At 69.2% G+C, this 17,224-nt stretch carries 18 protein-coding genes and 1 other RNA gene; 11 read left to right on the forward strand and 8 right to left on the reverse strand.

Going from position 1 to position 17,224, the window contains the following annotated elements:
• Positions 1-141 precede the first annotated feature (141 nt).
• The 4 genes from VGL85_RS00775 (at position 142) to VGL85_RS00790 (ending at position 3,282) form a co-directional block, all read left to right on the forward strand.
• Positions 142-327, forward strand: coding sequence for a (2Fe-2S)-binding protein (locus tag VGL85_RS00775; RefSeq protein ID WP_331585021.1), 186 nt, complete (start codon positions 142-144; stop codon positions 325-327).
• A 91-nt stretch (positions 328-418) separates the two neighbouring features.
• Positions 419-913, forward strand: a complete 495-nt coding sequence (gene bfr / locus VGL85_RS00780; RefSeq protein WP_331584986.1) for a bacterioferritin — start codon at positions 419-421, stop codon at positions 911-913.
• A gap of 62 nt (positions 914-975) precedes the next feature.
• Entirely contained in the window at positions 976-1,542 is a 567-nt protein-coding gene (locus VGL85_RS00785; protein WP_331584988.1) for a TspO/MBR family protein, read from the forward strand.
• An 81-nt stretch (positions 1,543-1,623) separates the two neighbouring features.
• Entirely contained in the window at positions 1,624-3,282 is a 1,659-nt protein-coding gene (locus VGL85_RS00790; RefSeq protein WP_331584990.1) for an MFS transporter, read from the forward strand.
• 18 nt (positions 3,283-3,300) lie between these two features.
• Here the strand turns inward: VGL85_RS00790 and VGL85_RS00795 are convergent, their stop codons facing one another.
• The 6 genes from VGL85_RS00795 to tkt all read right to left on the reverse strand — a co-directional run bounded on the left by VGL85_RS00795 (position 3,301) and on the right by tkt (position 10,469).
• On the reverse strand, positions 3,301-3,567 hold the full coding sequence (locus tag VGL85_RS00795) for a hypothetical protein (RefSeq protein WP_331584992.1): 267 nt from the start codon (positions 3,565-3,567) through the stop codon (positions 3,301-3,303).
• A 71-nt stretch (positions 3,568-3,638) separates the two neighbouring features.
• Positions 3,639-4,724 carry a class II fructose-bisphosphate aldolase gene (gene fba / locus VGL85_RS00800; protein WP_331584994.1) on the reverse strand — a complete coding sequence of 362 codons (1,086 nt, stop codon included), beginning with the start codon at positions 4,722-4,724 and terminating at the stop codon, positions 3,639-3,641.
• A 34-nt stretch (positions 4,725-4,758) separates the two neighbouring features.
• Positions 4,759-5,952 (reverse strand): phosphoglycerate kinase, encoded by a 1,194-nt coding sequence (locus tag VGL85_RS00805; RefSeq protein WP_331584996.1) that lies wholly within the window; start codon positions 5,950-5,952, stop codon positions 4,759-4,761.
• Positions 5,953-6,073: 121 nt separating this feature from the next.
• Positions 6,074-7,087, reverse strand: a complete 1,014-nt coding sequence (gene gap / locus VGL85_RS00810) for a type I glyceraldehyde-3-phosphate dehydrogenase (RefSeq protein ID WP_331584998.1) — start codon at positions 7,085-7,087, stop codon at positions 6,074-6,076.
• 95 nt (positions 7,088-7,182) lie between these two features.
• Positions 7,183-8,376, reverse strand: coding sequence for a formate-dependent phosphoribosylglycinamide formyltransferase (gene purT, locus VGL85_RS00815; RefSeq protein WP_331585000.1), 1,194 nt, complete (start codon positions 8,374-8,376; stop codon positions 7,183-7,185).
• 122 nt (positions 8,377-8,498) lie between these two features.
• Positions 8,499-10,469: a transketolase gene (gene tkt, locus VGL85_RS00820; RefSeq protein WP_331585002.1), complete on the reverse strand. Its 1,971-nt coding sequence runs from the start codon at positions 10,467-10,469 to the stop codon at positions 8,499-8,501.
• A 190-nt stretch (positions 10,470-10,659) separates the two neighbouring features.
• Here tkt and VGL85_RS00825 point away from each other — a divergent pair, with 190 nt between their 5' ends.
• The 6 genes from VGL85_RS00825 (at position 10,660) to VGL85_RS00850 (ending at position 14,157) form a co-directional block, all read left to right on the forward strand.
• A complete protein-coding gene (locus tag VGL85_RS00825) occupies positions 10,660-10,932 on the forward strand; it encodes a DUF4164 family protein (RefSeq protein WP_331585004.1) in 273 nt (90 codons plus the stop codon).
• A 1-nt stretch (position 10,933) separates the two neighbouring features.
• The gene (locus VGL85_RS00830) at positions 10,934-11,266 is read left to right on the forward strand and encodes a cell division protein ZapA (protein ID WP_331585007.1); all 333 of its coding nucleotides are present in this window, start codon (positions 10,934-10,936) and stop codon (positions 11,264-11,266) included.
• Positions 11,267-11,330: 64 nt separating this feature from the next.
• Positions 11,331-12,476, forward strand: a complete 1,146-nt coding sequence (locus VGL85_RS00835) for a hypothetical protein (RefSeq protein WP_331585009.1) — start codon at positions 11,331-11,333, stop codon at positions 12,474-12,476.
• Between the two features lie 36 nt (positions 12,477-12,512).
• Positions 12,513-12,673: non-coding RNA, 6S RNA (gene ssrS / locus VGL85_RS00840), on the forward strand.
• A gap of 42 nt (positions 12,674-12,715) precedes the next feature.
• Entirely contained in the window at positions 12,716-13,321 is a 606-nt protein-coding gene (locus tag VGL85_RS00845; protein WP_331585011.1) for a 5-formyltetrahydrofolate cyclo-ligase, read from the forward strand.
• Positions 13,318-14,157 carry a TIGR00282 family metallophosphoesterase gene (locus VGL85_RS00850; protein ID WP_331585013.1) on the forward strand — a complete coding sequence of 280 codons (840 nt, stop codon included), beginning with the start codon at positions 13,318-13,320 and terminating at the stop codon, positions 14,155-14,157. The genes VGL85_RS00845 and VGL85_RS00850 overlap by 4 nt, the downstream gene beginning before the upstream one ends.
• Positions 14,158-14,349: 192 nt before the next feature.
• On the opposite strand, the gene VGL85_RS00855 is transcribed toward VGL85_RS00850, so the two are convergent.
• The gene (locus VGL85_RS00855; RefSeq protein ID WP_331585015.1) at positions 14,350-15,138 is read right to left on the reverse strand and encodes a hypothetical protein; all 789 of its coding nucleotides are present in this window, start codon (positions 15,136-15,138) and stop codon (positions 14,350-14,352) included.
• 176 nt (positions 15,139-15,314) lie between these two features.
• On the opposite strand from VGL85_RS00855, the gene VGL85_RS00860 reads away from it, so the two are divergent.
• Positions 15,315-15,674 (forward strand): phage holin family protein, encoded by a 360-nt coding sequence (locus VGL85_RS00860; RefSeq protein ID WP_331585024.1) that lies wholly within the window; start codon positions 15,315-15,317, stop codon positions 15,672-15,674.
• Positions 15,675-15,794: 120 nt separating this feature from the next.
• On the opposite strand, the gene VGL85_RS00865 is transcribed toward VGL85_RS00860, so the two are convergent.
• The gene (locus tag VGL85_RS00865; RefSeq protein ID WP_331585017.1) at positions 15,795-16,994 is read right to left on the reverse strand and encodes a CoA transferase; all 1,200 of its coding nucleotides are present in this window, start codon (positions 16,992-16,994) and stop codon (positions 15,795-15,797) included.
• Positions 16,995-17,224: the final 230 nt, after the last annotated feature.

The raw sequence follows: 17,224 nt of genomic DNA on the forward strand, positions 1-17,224 counted from the left end.
CCTCTGCGGGCCGTCTGTCACGCCACTGTCCATCGCGGGGTTCGTGAGCCGGGCTAACAGAGGCCGCAGATGCGAATGACTTGCAAAATCGTTCGCAATTTGCTATCTGACACGCACAAGTCGGGAGCCGCCGCGCGCGCCATGTACGTCTGCAACTGCAACGGTCTTCGGGAGCGCGACGTTCGCGCCGCCATCGCCGCCGGCGCCAGCCGCCCGGCGCAGATCTTCAAGGCCTGCGATTCGGCCGCCCAGTGCGCCCGCTGCGTCTGCGATATGCGCAAGATGCTGGACGAGGACCGCGAGGCTCTGCGCTTCGCCGCCGAATAGGCGCCCGGCGGCCATCATCCGCAAACATAGGCTTTGACTTCACGGCGCGGCGTCGCGACGGTCGCCCGACTGTGACCCCTGGAGGACGGCTATGCAGGGCGACAAGGCGATCATCCGCCTTTTGAACCAGGTGCTCACCAACGAGCTCACCGCGGTCAACCAGTACTTCCTGCACGCGCGGATGTACCAGAACTGGGGCTACCACCGCCTGGGCAAGGTCACCTACGACGAGTCGATCGGCGAGATGAAACACGCCGACAAGCTCATCAAGCGCATCCTGTTCCTCGAGGGCCTGCCGAACCTGCAGGACCTGCACAAGCTGAAGATCGGCGAGGGCGTCGGCGAGGGGCTGCAGGCCGATCTCGACGTCGAGACCGGCGGCCGCACCACCCTGGTGGACGGGGTCAAGCAGTGCGAGCTGGCGCAGGACTACGTCAGCCGCGAGATCCTGACCGACATCCTCAGCGACACCGAGGAACACATCGATTTCCTCGAAACCCAGCTTGCCCTGCTGCGCAGCCTGGGCGAACAGAACTACCTGCAGTCCGCCATGGGCGAGCTCGGGGGCGAACTCGGCGACAGCTGAGCCGGAACCGCGGCGCGCGCTGTGGATTTCGTCTTTTGGGGCGTAGCGCGGGAGGCCGATCCATGCCGTCCAATCCGGTCCGCGGGGCTGTCGACAGCCTCGCCAACAGCCGTGACCGCTCCGCCCAGCACATCCTGGTGGGCCTGGGGATCACGGTGGGCGCCGTGGCCGCGGCCGCCCTGCTGGCCAAGGTCAGCAGCCGGGCCGACGAAGACGCCTACGAAGCCTATTCCGACTATGAGCCCGCGGAGTGGGAGCGGCCGCAGGCCAGGCCCGCGCCGAAGCTGCTCTCCAACCTCTGGCCGCCGATCTTCATGGCGCTGACGCTCTCGGGCCTTCGGGTCTGGAACGCGCCGGCCAGCGCGGCGCGCACCCAGGCGCTGACCCTCTGGGGCATGGCCCAGGGGCTGAACGCGGTCTGGATGGCGCTGGGGCCGAAGCGCCTGGGCGGCCAGATGGCCGCGGCCATCGCCTCGGTCGGCACGGCCGCCGCCTATGTCTGGCGCGCGCGGCAGGTGGACCCGACCACCGCAGCCCTGGTCACCCCCTACATGGGCTGGATCGGCGTCGCCAACGCGCTCAGCGAACAGCTCGCGCCGAAGACGCCCGAGGCGCGCACCTTTCACTAGACGCTGAGGCCCGCCCCCACTAGCCGCGACCCCGCCTTCACCCTAGGCTCGCGTTCAACGAACAAGGGTGGGAGCGAAACAATGGTTGCGGCAGCTGCGGGCGCGGCGGCGCCTTCGCGTGCGTCGACGGGCGTGATCATCGCCGGCGCCTCGGCGGGCACGGTCTTCGAGTGGTACGACTTCTATCTCTACGGCTCGCTGGCGAGCTTCCTGACCGAGCATTTCTTCTCCGGCGTCAACGCCACCACCGGCTACATCTTTGCCCTGCTGGCCTTCGCCGCCGGCTTCGCGGTCCGCCCGTTCGGGGCGATCGTCTTCGGCCGGCTGGGCGACCTGTGGGGACGCAAGAACACCTTCCTGGTGACCATGATCCTGATGGGGCTATCCACCTTCGCGGTGGGCCTGCTGCCCAGCTACGCCGCCTGGGGCGTGGCCGCGCCGATCGGCCTGATCGTGCTGCGCCTGATCCAGGGCCTGGCGCTGGGCGGCGAATACGGCGGGGCGGCCACCTACGTCGCCGAGCACGCGCCCGACGGCAAGCGCGGCCTCTACACCAGCTGGATCCAGATCACCGCCACCTTCGGCCTGATGCTGTCGCTGCTGGTGATCATCGCGGTCCGCAAGCAGGTGGGCGAGGACGCCTTCAAGGCCTGGGCCTGGCGCGTGCCGTTTCTGGTTTCGGCGCTCCTGCTGATGGTCTCGCTGTGGATCCGCCTGCGGCTCAACGAGAGCCCGGTGTTCCAGCAGATGGTCGCCGAGGGCAAGGGCTCCAAGGCCCCCCTGGCCGACAGCTTCGGCAAGTGGCCGAACCTCAGGCTGGTGATCCTGGCCCTGGTGGGGCTCACCGCCGGCCAGGCGGTGGTCTGGTACACCGGCCAGTTCTACAGCCTGTTCTTCCTGGAAAAGGTGCTCAAGGTGGACGGCGTGCTGACCAACGAGCTGGTGGCCGGCGCGCTGATCCTGTCGACGCCGTTCTTCCTGCTGTTCGGCTGGCTGTCGGACAGGATCGGCCGCAAGCCGGTGATCCTGGCGGGCTGCCTGCTGGCGGTGCTGACCTATTTCCCGATCTTCAAGGCGATCACCGTCTCGGCCAATCCGGCGCTGGCGGCGGCCAGCGCCTCGGCCCCGGTCACCGTCGTCGCCGACCCGGCCGACTGCGCCTTCCAGTTCGACCCGGTGGGCAAGAAGACCTTCGCCTCGTCGTGCGACATCGCCAAGTCGACCCTCGCCAACGCCGGCGTCAGCTATGCGAACGAGAAGGCCCCGGCCGGTTCGGTGGCGGTGGTCAAGATCGGCGCGGTCGCCCTGCCCAGCTTCAAGGGCGAGGGCCTGGCGGCCGCCGACCTCAAGACCCAGAAGGCCGCCTGGACCAAGGCGCTGGGGGGCGACCTGAAGGCCGCCGGCTATCCGGCCAAGGCCGATCCGGCGAGGATCAACGTTCCGCTGACGGTCTTCTGGCTCTGGCTGCTGGTGGTCTATGTGACCATGGTCTACGGCCCGATCGCCGCGGCCCTGGTGGAGATGTTCCCGACGCGGATCCGCTACACCTCCATGTCGCTGCCCTACCATGTGGGCAATGGCTGGTTCGGCGGCTTCCTGCCCACCACCGCCTTCGCCATGGTGGCGGCCAGCGGCAACATCTACTTCGGCCTCTGGTACCCGGTGGTGGTCGCCGCGGTGACCTTCGTGGTCGGCCTGTTCTTCGTGAAGGAGATGCGCGGAAACCCGATCAAGGCGTGACGGTCTGATCCCGGGTTTCTACGGCCCCTCGCGCGGTTCGAAGCTGCTGTCGGTCTCGACGCGGTCGTCATAGCCGTGGTTGGCCGAGTAGAAGGCCAGCCACATCAGGACGCCGGCCAGGCCGCCGGTGGCGACCACGCCACCCAGCACGAACGGCCAGATGGGCGCCAGGCTCTTCCAGCCGCCGCCCATGCGCCCGACGGCGAACGCCGCCCAGCCGGTGAACAGCGAGAACCCGGCCAGGATCAGGAACGCGACCGCGAACAGCAGGGCGTGTTTGCGCATCCCTTCCCAAAGCCTGGCGCTCCAGGATTGTTCCGCCGCCCGCGCCGGGTCGGAGGGGGCCACGCCCGCGCCTACTCGGCCGCGACCTTGGTGAGCCCGATCTTCGGGGCCAGCTCGCCCGAGGCGTAGCGCTTGGCCATGGCGGTCATCGGCAGCGGGGTGATCTTGCCCGCCTGGCCGGCCGTGCCGAACTCCTCGAAGCGCTGCTTGCAGACCGCGCGCATGGCCTCCATGGCGGGCTTCAGGTACTTGCGCGGGTCGAACTCGCCGGGGTTCTCGGCGAACACCTGGCGGATGGCGCCGGTCATGGCCATGCGATTGTCGGTGTCGATGTTGATCTTGCGCACGCCGTGCTTGATGCCGCGCTGGATCTCTTCCACCGGCACGCCCCAGGTCTGGGGCATCTCGCCGCCGTATTTGTTGATCACGTCCTGCAGGTCCTGCGGCACCGACGAGGAGCCGTGCATCACCAGGTGGGTGTTGGGCAGGCGCGCGTGGATCTCCTCGATCACGTTCATCGCCAGCACCGCGCCGTCCGGCTTGCGGGTGAACTTGTAGGCGCCGTGGCTGGTGCCCATGGCGATGGCCAGCGCATCCACCTGGGTGGCCTTCACGAAGTCCACGGCCTGGTCCGGATCGGTGAGCAGCTGGTCGTGGTCCAGCTTGCCCTCGAAGCCGTGGCCGTCTTCCTTCTCGCCCATGCCGGTCTCGAGGCTGCCCAGCACGCCGAGCTCGCCCTCCACCGAGGCGCCGACCCAGTGGGCCATGTCGACGACCGCCTTGGTCACGCCGACGTTGTAGTCATAGTCGGCCGGCGTCTTGCCGTCGGCCTTCAGCGAGCCGTCCATCATCACGCTGGTGAAGCCGAACTGGATCGCCGTGGCGCAGGTCGCCTCGTTGTTCCCGTGGTCCTGGTGCATGCAGATCGGGATCTGCGGGTACATCTCCGCCACCGCGTCGATCAGGTGCTTCAGCACGATGTCGTTGGCGTAGGAACGGGCGCCGCGGCTGGCCTGCATGATCACCGGCGCGTCGACCGCTTCGGCGGCCTCCATGATCGCCAGCGCCTGTTCCATGTTGTTGATGTTGAAGGCGGGCACGCCATAGCCGTGCTCGGCGGCGTGATCGAGCAGTTGTCGCAGGGTGATACGGGCCATCGGTCCTATCGCTCTTTATTGGGCCATTTTGGCGCTAGTTTTGAAGGGCCGCCACTCCGGGCAGCGTCTTGCCTTCCATCCATTCAAGAAACGCGCCCCCCGCCGTGGAGACGAAGGTGAAGTCGTCGGTGACGCCGGCCGCGTTGAGAGCCGCCACCGTATCACCGCCGCCGGCCACGGCCACCAGCTTCCCGTCTCTCGCGAGCCTGGCGGCGCAACGGGCGGCCTCCATGGTGCCCTTGTCGAAGGGCGGCATCTCGAAGACGCCCAGCGGACCGTTCCAGATCAGGGTCCTGGAATTGCCCATGGCGCGGCACAGGCGCTCCACGGTCTCCGGGCCGGCGTCGAGGATGCGTTCGTCCTCGTCGATGGAGCCCACCGGGCGCACCCGGGCCGGCGCGCCGGGCGCCAGCTTCTCGGCCACCACGATGTCCAGCGGCAGGAAGAGCTTGCAGTTGTTCTGGCCGGCCAGGCGGATGATCTCGCGCGCGGTGTCGGCCAGCTCCTTCTCGCAATAGGACGAGCCAACGTCGTGGCCCTGGGCGTAGAGGAAGGTGTTGGCCATGCCGCCGCCGATCGCCAGCTTGTCCAGCTTGGTCACCAAGTTCTGCAGCAGGTCAAGCTTGGTGGAGACCTTCGAGCCGCCGACGATGCCCAGCACCGGCCGCTCTGGATCGCCCAGCGCGCGGTTGAGCGCCGTCAGCTCCAGCCGCATCTGCTCGCCCGCATAGGCCGGCAGGCGGTTCGCCAGGGCCTCGGTGGAGGCGTGCGCCCGGTGCGCGGCGGAAAAGGCGTCGTTGACATAGAGGTCGCCGTTGGCCGCCAGCGCGTCAGCGAACTTGCGGTCGTTGGCCTCTTCGCCCTCGTGGAACCGGACGTTCTCCAGCAGGAGCACGTCGCCGGGCTGCATGGCATTGACCGCCTCGCGCGCCTTCGGCCCGATGCAGTCGCTGGCGAAGGCCACCGGCACGCCCAGCACCTTGCTCAGCGGCCCGACCACGGGCTTCAGGCTCATGGACGGCACGACCTTGCCCTTCGGCCGGTCGAAGTGGGCGAGCAGGATCACCTTGGCGCCGCCGGCCCGCAGCTTGTCCACCGTGGGCTTGGCGGCCTTCAGGCGGGTGTCGTCGGTGACCTTGCCGTCCTCCATGGGCACGTTGAGGTCCACGCGGACCAGGGCCCGTTTGCCGTGGAGGTCGCCGGCGTCGTCGAGGGTTTTGAAACTCACCACATCCCTCCGCTCATTCCCGCGCAGGCGGGAATCCAAGCTGAATCTTGTGACAGCCTCAACTCCGTTTGGATCCCCGCCTTCGCGGGGATGAGCGGAGGCGGAGACAAGCGCATCGGGATCAGAGGAACTTCGCCATGGCCAGGGCCACGTCGGCCATCCGGGTCGAGAAGCCCCACTCGTTGTCGTACCACGAGAGCACCCGGGCCAGGCCGCCGTCGACGATCTGGGTCTGCGGCAGGGCCACGGTGGACGAGGCGGCCACGTGGTTGAAGTCGTGGCTGACCAGCGGCTCCTTGGTCACGCACAGGACGCCTTTGAGACGATCGGACGCCGCGGCCTTTTCCATGGCCGCGTTGATCGCTTCGACCGTCACCGCCTCGCCGGGCACGAACTTCAGGTCGACCACCGAGACGTTCGGGGTCGGCACCCGGATCGACGAGCCGTCCAGCTTGCCCTTCAGCGCCGGGATCACCAGGCCCAGCGCCTTGGCCGCGCCGGTGGAGGTCGGGATCATCGACATGGCCGCGGCGCGGGCGCGGTAGAGGTCCTTGTGCAGGGTGTCCAGGGTCGGCTGGTCGCCGGTGTAGGAGTGGATCGTGGTCATGTATCCACGCTCGATGCCGCACAGCTCCTGCAGCACGTGGGCCACCGGCGCCAGGCAGTTGGTGGTGCACGAGCCGTTGGAGATCACCAGGTCGTCGGCGGTGAGCGTGTCGTCGTTGACGCCCATGACGATGGTCTTGTCGGCGTTGTCGCCCGGTGCCGAGATGACCACCCGCTTGGCGCCGGCCTCCAGGTGGGCGGCGGCCTTGTCGCGGGCGGTGAAGATGCCGGTGCACTCCAGCGCGATGTCGACCTTCAGCGTCTTGTGCGGCAGCTTGGCCGGGTCCCGCTCGGCGGTGACCTTGATGGCCGGGTAGCCGGCGATCTTGATGGTGTCGCCGTCCACGGTGACCTCGGCCGGGAAACGTCCGTGCACGCTGTCGTAGCGCAGCAGGTGGGCGTTGGTCTCCACCGGGCCCAGGTCGTTGATCGCCACGACCTCGATGTCCTTGCGCCCGTGCTCGACGATCGAACGCAGGACCAGCCTGCCGATGCGGCCGAAACCGTTGATGGCGACGCGGACGGTCATGGTGTCGATGCTCCTGCGGACGGTCTTGAAGTGCGGGGGTTTTTTCGGCCTGGGACACCCAAGTCAACCCTTTTCCCTCCCCATAGGGGAGGGTGTCAGCCCGCGACCGGCCTCACCTTGCCCGCCGCCTCGCGGGCCCGGGCCCGTGCCTCGTCGATGTGGGCGCGCCGGGCCAGGGCCACGCCCATGCGCCGGCGCTCATAGCTCTCCGGCTTGCCGAACAGCCGCAGGTCCGCGCCGGGAACGGCCAGCGCCTCGGCCACGCCCTCGAAGGCGACGCCCCTGGCCTCCAGCCCGCCATAGATCACCGCGCTGGCGCCCGGCTCGCGCAGGGAAACGTCCACCGGCAGCCCCAGGATGGCCCGCGCATGGATGGCGAACTCGCTCTGCGCCTGGGTGGCCAGCGTCACCAGGCCGGTGTCGTGCGGCCGGGGACTGACCTCGGAGAACCACACCTCATCGCCCTTCACGAACAGCTCGACGCCGAAGATGCCGCGCCCGCCCAGGGCGTCGGTCACCGCCTTGGAGATCGCCCGGGCCGTCTCCAGCGCCGGCGCGCTCATCGGTTGCGGCTGCCAGCTCTCCACATAGTCGCCCTTCACCTGCCGGTGGCCGATCGGCTCGCAGAAGCTGGTCTCGACCGCCCCATCCGGCCCGCTGCGCACGGTGAGCTGGGTGATCTCGAAGTCGAAGTCCACGCGGCCCTCGACGATGACGCGCGGCTGTTCCACCCGCCCGCCCTCCAGCGCATAGCGCCAGGCCGCCGCGATCCCCTCGGCGCTCTCGACGTAGGACTGGCCCTTGCCCGACGAGCTCATCACCGGCTTGACGAAGCAGGGAAAGCCCACGGCCTCGGCGCCCGCCGCCAGCTCGCCCTCGGTCGAGGCGAAGGCATAGGCGCTGGTGGGCAGTTTCAGCTCCTCGGCCGCGAGCCTTCGGATGCCCTCGCGGTTCATGGTCAGTTGGGCCGCGCGCGCCGTCGGGATCACGATCGCCAACCCCTCGGCTTCGATCCTCACCAGCTCGTCGGTGGCGATGGCCTCGATCTCCGGCACGATCAGGTGCGGGCGCTCGGCCTCCACGATGGCGCGCAGGGCGGTTGCGTCCGTCATGGCCAGCACGTGCGACCGGTGCGCCACCTGCATGGCCGGCGCATCCGGATAGCGGTCACAGGCGATCACCTCGCAGCCCAGCCGCTGCAGCTCGATCGCCACCTCCTTGCCGAGCTCGCCCGAGCCCAGCAGCATCACCTTGACGGCGGTCGGGCTGAGCGGAGTTCCGAGGCGCATCGCATCCCTCTCTGATCGTCATCCCCGGCCTTGTGCCGGGGACCCATACGCGCCGACGTTGCGACACGATCTCCAGCCTCGATGATCATGGGTGGCCGGGACAAGCCCGGCCATGACGACCTCTATAAAAGTTTGGACTTCGCCGCCGCGACCACCGCCTCGGCGGTGATGCCGAAGTGGGCGTAGAGCGCCTTGTCCGGCGCGCTGGCCCCGAAGCCGGTCATGCCGATGAAGGCGCCGTCCTCGCCGATGAACCGCTCCCAGCCCTGCTTCACCCCGGCCTCCACCGCCACGCGGACCTGCGTCTCGCCGATCAGGGCGGCCTGGTAGTCGGCAGGCTGGGCCTCGAACAGCTCGAAGCAGGGGACGCTGACCACCCGCGTCCCGACGCCCTCGGCCTCCAGCTGCTCCTGGGCGGCCAGCGCGATGGGGACTTCCGTGCCGGTGGCGAAGATCGTGACCTGCGCCGGCCGCGAGGCGGCGGCCAGCTGATAGGCGCCGCGGGCGCTGCGGTTCTCGCCGTGGTCGCCGCGCACGCCCGCCGTCTTCTGCCGCGACAGCGCCATCACCGAGGGCGCCTTTTCCGACCCCAGCGCCAGCTTCCAGCACTCCGCCGTTTCGACGGCGTCCGCCGGGCGGAAGACGTTGAGGTTCGGCATGGCCCGCAGCGCCGCCAGGTGCTCCACCGGCTGGTGGGTCGGGCCGTCCTCGCCCAGGCCGATGGAATCGTGGGTGCCCACATGGATCACCCGGATGCCCATCAGCGCCGCCAGCCGGATCGCCGGGCGGCTGTAGTCGGTGAACACCAGGAAGGTCCCGCCGTAGGGGATCACCCCGCCGTGCAGCGCCAGGCCGTTCATCGCCGCGCCCATGCCGAATTCGCGCACGCCATAGTTCACATAGCGGCCGGCATAGTCCGGGGCGTCGAGGATCTGGGTGTTCTTGACGTAGGTGTTGTTGGACCCGGTCAGGTCGGCCGAGCCGCCCACCAGGTCGGGGATCTGCCCGAAGATCTGCTCCAGCACCGCGCCGGAGTGCTGGCGGGTGGCGGCGGCCGGCTTGTCCGCAGCGGCCTTCTCGATGAAGGCGTCGAGGGCGGCGTAGGCGTGGGCGGGCAGGGCGCCGCTCACAGCGCGCTCGAACTCGGCCTTGGCCGGCGAGGCGTCCAGGCGCGCCTGCCAGGCCTTGCGGGTCTTGCCGCCGCGCTTGCCGGCCGCGCGCCAAGGCTTCAGCGCCTCGTCCGGGACCACGAAGGGCTCCCAGGGCCAGTTCAGCGCCTTGCGCGTCGCGGCCACCTCGGCGGCGCCCAGCGCCTTGCCGTGCACGTCGTGGGTGCCGGCCATGGTCGGCGCGCCCTTGCCGATCACGGTCCTGCAGGCGATCAGGCTCGGCCGCTCCTGCTTGGTCGCCCAGGCGAGCGCGCGGCGGATCTGGCCCTCGTCGTGGCCGTCGATCGCCTTCACCGCCCAGCCGGCGGCCTTGAAGCGGCCCAGCTGGTCGGTGGCGTCGGAGATGCCCACGTGGCCGTCGATGGTGATGTCGTTGTTGTCCCAGAGCACGGTCAGCTTCGACAGTTTCAGCCGCCCGGCCAGGCTGATCGCCTCGTGGCTGACGCCCTCCATCAGGCAGCCGTCGCCGGCCACCACCCAGGTGCGGTGGTCCACCAGATCCGCGCTGAACCGGGCCGCCATGTGCCGCTCGCCCAGCGCCATGCCGACCGCCATCGCCAGCCCCTGGCCCAGCGGGCCTGTGGTGGTCTCCACGCCCGGCGTGTGGCCGTACTCGGGATGGCCCGGGGTGTTGGAGCCGAGCTGGCGGAAGTGGCGCAGGCTGTCGATGGTCACCGCCTTCACCCCGGTCAGATGCAGCAGCGAATAGAGCAGCATCGAGCCGTGGCCGGCCGACAGCACGAAGCGGTCGCGGTCGGGCCAGTCTGTGTGGGCCGCGTCGTACTTCAGGAACCTGGTCCACAGCACCGTCGCCACGTCGGCCATGCCCATCGGCATGCCGGGATGGCCGGAGTTGGCCTGCTCCACGGCGTCCAGGGCGAGCATGCGGATGGTGTTGGCCATCAGCGGAAACGGCGCGGGCATCGGGACCTTTCGGTGAGTCACGCTTGTTGAGGAATGCCCGGCGGGGTCGCACGCGCGGGCGTAGGGGTCAAGAAACCGACTGCGGGCGCCGCCTGAACTGCCGTCTGCCCCGCCTCATGAACAGGCCAGGGATCGGTGCTTCCGGACCACGCCGACGCAGGTCTAAGATGGCGCGCGCAGGAGGACGGCGATGAGTGGCGGCGAAAGCGCCCTGGACCTGGCGGCGAAGCGTCTGGAACAGGCGGTCCACGTTCTGGAGCAGCGGCTGGCCCAGCGGCTGAAGTCGGCGGGCGATGCGGTGGGCGGCCTGTTCGACCAGGACCGCGCCAAGCTGGCGGCCGAACTGGACGAGGCCCGCGCCCGCGAGCGCGAGCTGGAGGCGGCCGGCGCCGAGGCCTCGCAGGCCCTGGGCCGTGCGATCGCGGAGATCCGCTCCGCCCTGAATGGCGCAGGCGAGCACTGACATGGCCCAGATCAGCATCGAGGTGAACGGCCGCCCCTACGCCGTGGGCTGCGAGGATGGCCAGGAGGCCCACCTCATGGAACTGGCCAAGATGTTCGACCACCAGGTGCGCCAGGTGGGCCAGGACATGGGCCAGCTCGGCGACACCCGCCTGTTCCTGATGGGCGCCCTGCTCCTGGCCGACGAACTCAGCGACGCCCGCGCCCGCCTCGCCGCCAACCAGGCCGAACTCGCCCGCGTGCAGGCCGAACGCAGCCGCGCCGAGATCCGCGCCGTCCAGGCCCTCGAAGGCGCCGCCAAGCGCATCGAAAAGCTGGCCGGTGAGGAGGCGTAGGGTTCGCGCTTGAATTGAACCTCACGCTATCGCAGCCTGCCGTCGGCAGTCGGGGGGCAGCCACGTGAAGATCAATCAGTACGTCCGTGTTGCGATCGTCTTCGGAATCGGGATCGCCGGGATATTTCTGTTCCTGCCGAGAAAGGACGCGCTCGGGGCGAGCGCGGTGGTGGTCGCCATGCTGGCGACCGTCCTGGTCGGGCAACTGCCTGGACCCAAGGCGCTCATCCTCCGGAACCCGCGTGCAATCACCGTGGTTGGTTGGACGCTTGCCGGATTGGGTTTGATCGTCAGTCTTGCTCTTGGCTGGAATGCCGATCAGTCGGCGATGATCCCGGGCCTGATGCTCTCGGTCGTCGGTATCGCGCTCGTGACCCTGCCGCGTTCACTGAAGGCGGCGGATGAGGCTAGGGCGCAAAACGCCGAGGCGCCTCGGTCAACGCCCTCTGCCGCTAACGAGGGGCTCGAAGCCCTGCTCCTGCCGTTTCGCAATCTTAGGACCTCGGTTGTGGTTCTTGGTCCTTGGCTCGCGCTGTTCCTGGCCGCACCGACGGCGGCCATCACACCCGGCCTCATTTTCGGCTCGGGTTGGATCAAAAATCTAACTCGTGGCGAAGCCGAAGTCGGGCTTCTGGTCGTCGTCGCGGTCATCCTGATCATGTATGGCGCGCTCATGGTGGCCGCGATCCAGTGGAGCCGCTTTGTCGCCCAAGGGAGCCCACCGCCCTTCGGTGTTCCCTGGCGTCCGCTTTGGTCCTTCGCATGGCGTTGGATCGTCTTCGGAGGCTTGTCGCGTATTCCGGACCGACTGGGTCCCTGGCTTACCACCCACGCCCCATCACTTCCGCACTGGGCCTCGGTGAGCCTCACGAGCTTAGCCGGCTTGGCCTTCCTCACTTTGATAAGCCCAATGGGGCTTGTCCTGCCGGCAGTGGCCCTAGGGAAGAAGGACACCTCGATAGTGGGGACGCTGGCCAGTCGGCGCGTCTTTGGACGACGTTTCTACCTCGGCGCCCTGGTGGTCTTGTCGCCATTTGCCCTGATGTCATGGTTGTTCGGACTATTGCCGGACGGTTCCTCGGCCTCCATGGCGAGCGGCACGTTCGCCCTCGTGTTGTTGGTGATCTGGGTCCCGGTGCTTTTCGCGACCGTAGTGGGCGCGATGGCGTACCTGACTAACGTGCATCTCAGGGCCGCATCGGTGTCTTGAGACTGGACCCCGGACGCACTACCTTGGGTCCCGGCGGGTCTGCTGCAGCCCTCGTCGAAGGCGACATATCCCAGCGACCTTAATTCTCTCTAAGGGAGCTGTCCCTGTCCGGGATCGTGGTCCCGGGTACACGGCGCCCACCTGGTCTACCAGGTCGAGGGGATGAAACAGTCCTTCACGGTTCTTGCGGCGCCGCCACCCTTTCCCCCTGATTTACCAGCACCCTGTAGGATCGCGGGATGTTTGGTCTTCGCGACAAGGCCGCCGGCGACAAGGCGAAGCTGCGCAAGGCGATGCGCCTGCTGCGCCGCCAGTTGCTGGACGACGCGCCGGACGCCTCGCGGCGCGCGGCGCTGCGGCTGCCGGTGTCGCGCTTTTCGCGCTTCAGCATCGTCGGCGCCTATTGCGTCCAGGGCACCGAGCTCGACCCCGGGCCGATCCTGCATGCCATCCTGGAGCTGGGCCAGGGCCGCATCCAGGCCGCCCTGCCGGTGGCCGTGGACAAGAAGTCGGCGCTGAAGTTCCGGCTCTGGCGCGACGACCAGCCGCTGATCCCCGACGCCTACGGCATCCCTTCGCCGGCGCCCGCCGCGCCGGAGGTGGCGCCCAACCTGCTGCTCACCCCGCTCCTGGCCTTCGACCGCAAGGGCGGGCGGCTGGGGCAGGGCGGCGGCCACTACGACCGCACCCTGGCCGTGCTGCGCCGCCAGCGGCCGGTCTATGTGCTGGGCCTGGCCTTCGCCGGCCAGGAGGTGGACGCCGTGCCCATGGGCCCGCACGACCAGCGGGTTGACGCAATCGTCACAGAGACGGAATTCATCGAAGTCGCTAAGAAGGCCCCATGAGGTTCGCCTTCTTTGGAGACGTGGTCGGACGATCCGGCCGCGAAGGCCTGGCCGAGCAGTTGCCGGCCCTGCGCCGCCGCCTGGGCCTGGAATTCGTGATCGTCAACGCCGAGAACGCCGCCGCCGGCTTCGGGATCACCGAAAACACCGCGCGGGAGCTTTTCGACGCCGGCGCCGACGCGCTGACGCTCGGCAACCACGCCTGGGACCAGAAGGAGGCGCTCACCTACATCGTGCGGGAGCCGCGCCTGATCCGCCCACTGAACTATTCCGCCTTCTCCGACGCGCCGGGCCGCGGCGCCCAGCTGTTCGAGACCCAGGGCGGCAAGCAGATCCTGGTGATCAACCTGCTCGGCCGCGTCCACATGGACTCGCTCGACGACCCCTTCGCCGCGGTCGACAAGGAGCTTGAGGCCTGCCCGCTGGGCGCGGTCGCCGACGCCATCGTGGTCGACATGCACGCCGAGGCCACCTCGGAGAAGATGGCCATGGGCCACTTCTGCGACGGCCGCGCCAGCCTGGTGGTGGGCACCCACACCCATGTGCCCACCGCCGACGCCCAGATCCTGCCGGGCGGCACGGCCTACCAGACCGACGCCGGCGCCTGCTGCGACTACGACAGCGTGATCGGCAACCAGAAGGAAGAGCCGCTGCGCCGCTTCACCACCCGCATCTCCGGCGGCCGCTACAAGCCCGCCGAGGGCCCGGCCACGGTCTGCGGCGTCTATGTGGAGACCGAGCCGGCCACGGGCCTCGCGCGCCGCATCGAACCCATCCGCATCGGCGGCCGGCTCAGCGAGACCGTGCCGCAGGTCGAGACGGTGGCGGCGGGGTAGAGTCCGCTTAGTCAAGTGGCTGAAACTATTGGCCCTTCCGTCATGGCCGGGCTTTTCCCGGCCATCCATACGCACCAATCGCGCTGGACGGGACGCCAGCGTCGACGCGGCAGCCTCTTCTAGGAACGGCTGTGTCTTTGGATGGCCGAGACACGCCCGGCCATGACGATCGAGAATCGTCGACTCACGCCCCTAAGGCTTCGCCGGCGACCCCCCGCCGCGGCGCTTCTCGTCCTTCTGGTCCTTGGGCTGCAGGTGCAGCAGGCTGTCCATGGTCAGCTTGCCGGTCTTCTGCCAGTCGAGATTGGCGAAGCGCTTGTCGGTGCGGGCCATCCATTCCGCCAGGCTGACCTTGCCGTCCAGGTCGGCGTCGGCCGCGGCGATCGGCTCCGGCTCGTTCAGCAGGGAGAAGCGCGCCGCCCCGTCGCGGCCGGCGGCCTTCGGCGTGGCGTTGGCCTGGTTGGCCAGCAGCTGGGCCGGATCGGTCCGTGACCCGCCCATGCCGCCGTTGGGAATGCCGCTGCCGGGCGCGCCGCCGTTGCCGCCGCTGCGCGACCCGCCGATGGGTTGCCGGCGCTGGCGCGGCGCTTCGGGCTGTTCGAAGGCCAGCACCCCGATCTCCGGCACGACCTCGTGCTCGTAGGCCTGCTGCTCCAGGCCATCGACAATCCCGTCGTGGTTCTTGTCCAGGAACGCGAAGGAGTGGCGCGCGTCGGCGCGGAACTCCTCCAGGCTGATCGAGCCGTCGTGGTCGGTGTCCACCTGGGCGAACCAGCGCGCCAGGCCGCCCTCGCCGCGGAACGGCTCGCCGGAGGGGCTGATGAACAGGCGCTGGCGCGGCGGCCCGCCCCGCGCCTCGGCGCCGCCGCCGGGACCCCCGCGCCCATGGCGCGGCTGGGGCTCGTCCGAAGCGCAGGCGCCCAAGGCCAGCGCCAGGATGGGCGCGATCAACAGGGCAGGCGCGGAAAGGCGTCGCGGCATCTGGCGATAGGTCTCCTTCTACGCCCGGTCCTTGGGCGCCAGCTTGACCGAGGGCTTGGGGCCAAAATGCGCCGGGTCGGTGTCGGACGCGAAACCCTTTCCTACGCCGCAATCCGCGGGTCTAGTAGCTGAGCTTTGCATTCGCTCAAGTTTGCAACGGGAGGGGAAGGCTCATGCTGGCCAAGCTCGTCATCCGCATGATCTTCGGCGCGCTCGGCCTGTGGGCCGCCGCCAAGCTGGTGCCCGGCATCCATGTCCGGGGCACGGAGACCTTGATCATCGCCGCCGCATTGCTGGGGGTGGTCAACGCCATCGTCCGGCCGATCGTCACCGTGCTCACCCTGCCGCTGACCATCGTCACGCTCGGCCTGTTCCTGCTGGTGGTGAACGCCGCGATGATCGGCCTGGTCTCCATGGTGGTGCCGGGCTTCGAGGTGCGCGGCCTGGTCGCCGGTGTGCTGGCGGCCATCGTCACCGGGGTGGTGAGCTGGATGGGCGGGTTGATGCTGCAGGACTTCCGCCGCGAGTCCCGCTGAGTTTTCCCCGCTCATCCCTGCGAAAGCCGGGACCCAAGCTGGGCCGGTTATTTTCGCCGCACCCATCTTCACGCGCCCTATGGATCCCGGCTTTCGCCGGGATGAGCGGACTAGAGGGCCTCAGAGACCTGCGGCGACGCCCGAGGCGATCAGGGCGTCCACCGCGGCCGGCGCATAGCCCGCCGCGATCAGCACCTGGCGGGTGTGCTGGCCGAGCTTCGGCGCGGGGCCGGCCGGTCCGGTGGCCGTTCCGGGAAAGCGCGCCGGCGCGGCCGGGGCCAGGAAGTGGCCGCCCCAGCCGTCCGGGGTCTCGACGAAACAGCCCGCCGCGTGCGCCTGCGGGTCGCCCACCACATCGTCCAGGCTGGCCAGGGGCGCGAAGATGATGTCGGTCGTGCGCATCAGGGCGCAGGCCTCCTCGAGCGTCAGCGCTTCGAACACCGCGTCCAGTATCCCGCGGATCTCGTGCACCACCGCCATGTCGACGATCGGCGCGGCGCAGCGCGGCTGATCGATCAGCTCGGCGCGGCCGATGGCGCGCATCATCTGGCCGAAGTCGGCGGGGCTGCGCTGCGAGACGCAGATCCAGCGCTGGTCCTTGGTGCGGAAATAGCCGGCGATGGCGCCCGGCCGGCTGGCGCGCGGCTGGGCGGTCATGGCCTCGCCGTTGCGCAGCCGGATCGACAGGTCCCAGCCCAGCGCATAGCAGCCGACCCGCATCAGCGCGGTCTCCACCTGCCGGCCCCGGCCCGTGCGCGCGCGCTCATGCACCGCGGCCAGCACGCCGGACAGCGTCGCCAGCGCCGTCACGTGGTCGCCGAAGCCCGGGCGCGAACCGATCGGCTCGCGGTCCGGCGGATTGATCGCCGCGGCCACGCCGGAGCGGTTCCAGAAGCCGGTGAGGTCGAAGGCCGGGGTGTCGGCGTCCTCGCCCGTCAGCCCGTAGCCGGTGACGTTGGCGTAGATCAGCCGCGGCAGCTCGTCCTTCAGGGCCTCGTAGTCCAGCCGCGCCCGCTTCAGCGCGCCTGGCCGCACATTGGTGATGAAGACGTCGGCGTCCCTCAGGATGGCGATCAGGGCGGCGCGGCCCTCGGCCTTGCCCACGTCCAGCACCACCCCCTTCTTGCCGCGGTTCTCGCATGAGAAGATCGGGTTGCCCGGGCACTCGGCGGTGTCCGGCCAGAAGGTCCGCGTGGCGTCGCCGGCCGCGCTCTCGACCTTGATCACGTCCGCGCCCCAGTCGGCCATCACCGCCGCGCACCCCGGCCCGGCGATCCAGGTCGACCATTCCACGACCTTGAGGTCTGACAGCAGGGGCATGGGCGGGGTCCTCGATGACTGGCGCCGGAGCATCCTTCCACTCCGCTCATCCCCGCGAAAGCGGGGATCCAAGCCGAGTCCGCAGGACGAAACGCGGCGGCGACTGCAGCCGGTCCGCCGCAGGGATCCCCGCCTGCGCGGGGATGAGCGGAGCGGGCAAGTCCGCGGGCATCGTCAGATGCTTCTGCGGCTTAAATCTCACGGGTGATGCGAGCCTTCCGGTCTCGGGG

It is taken from the genome of Phenylobacterium sp., from assembly GCF_036501465.1.
Taxonomy (GTDB): Bacteria; Pseudomonadota; Alphaproteobacteria; order Caulobacterales; family Caulobacteraceae; genus Phenylobacterium.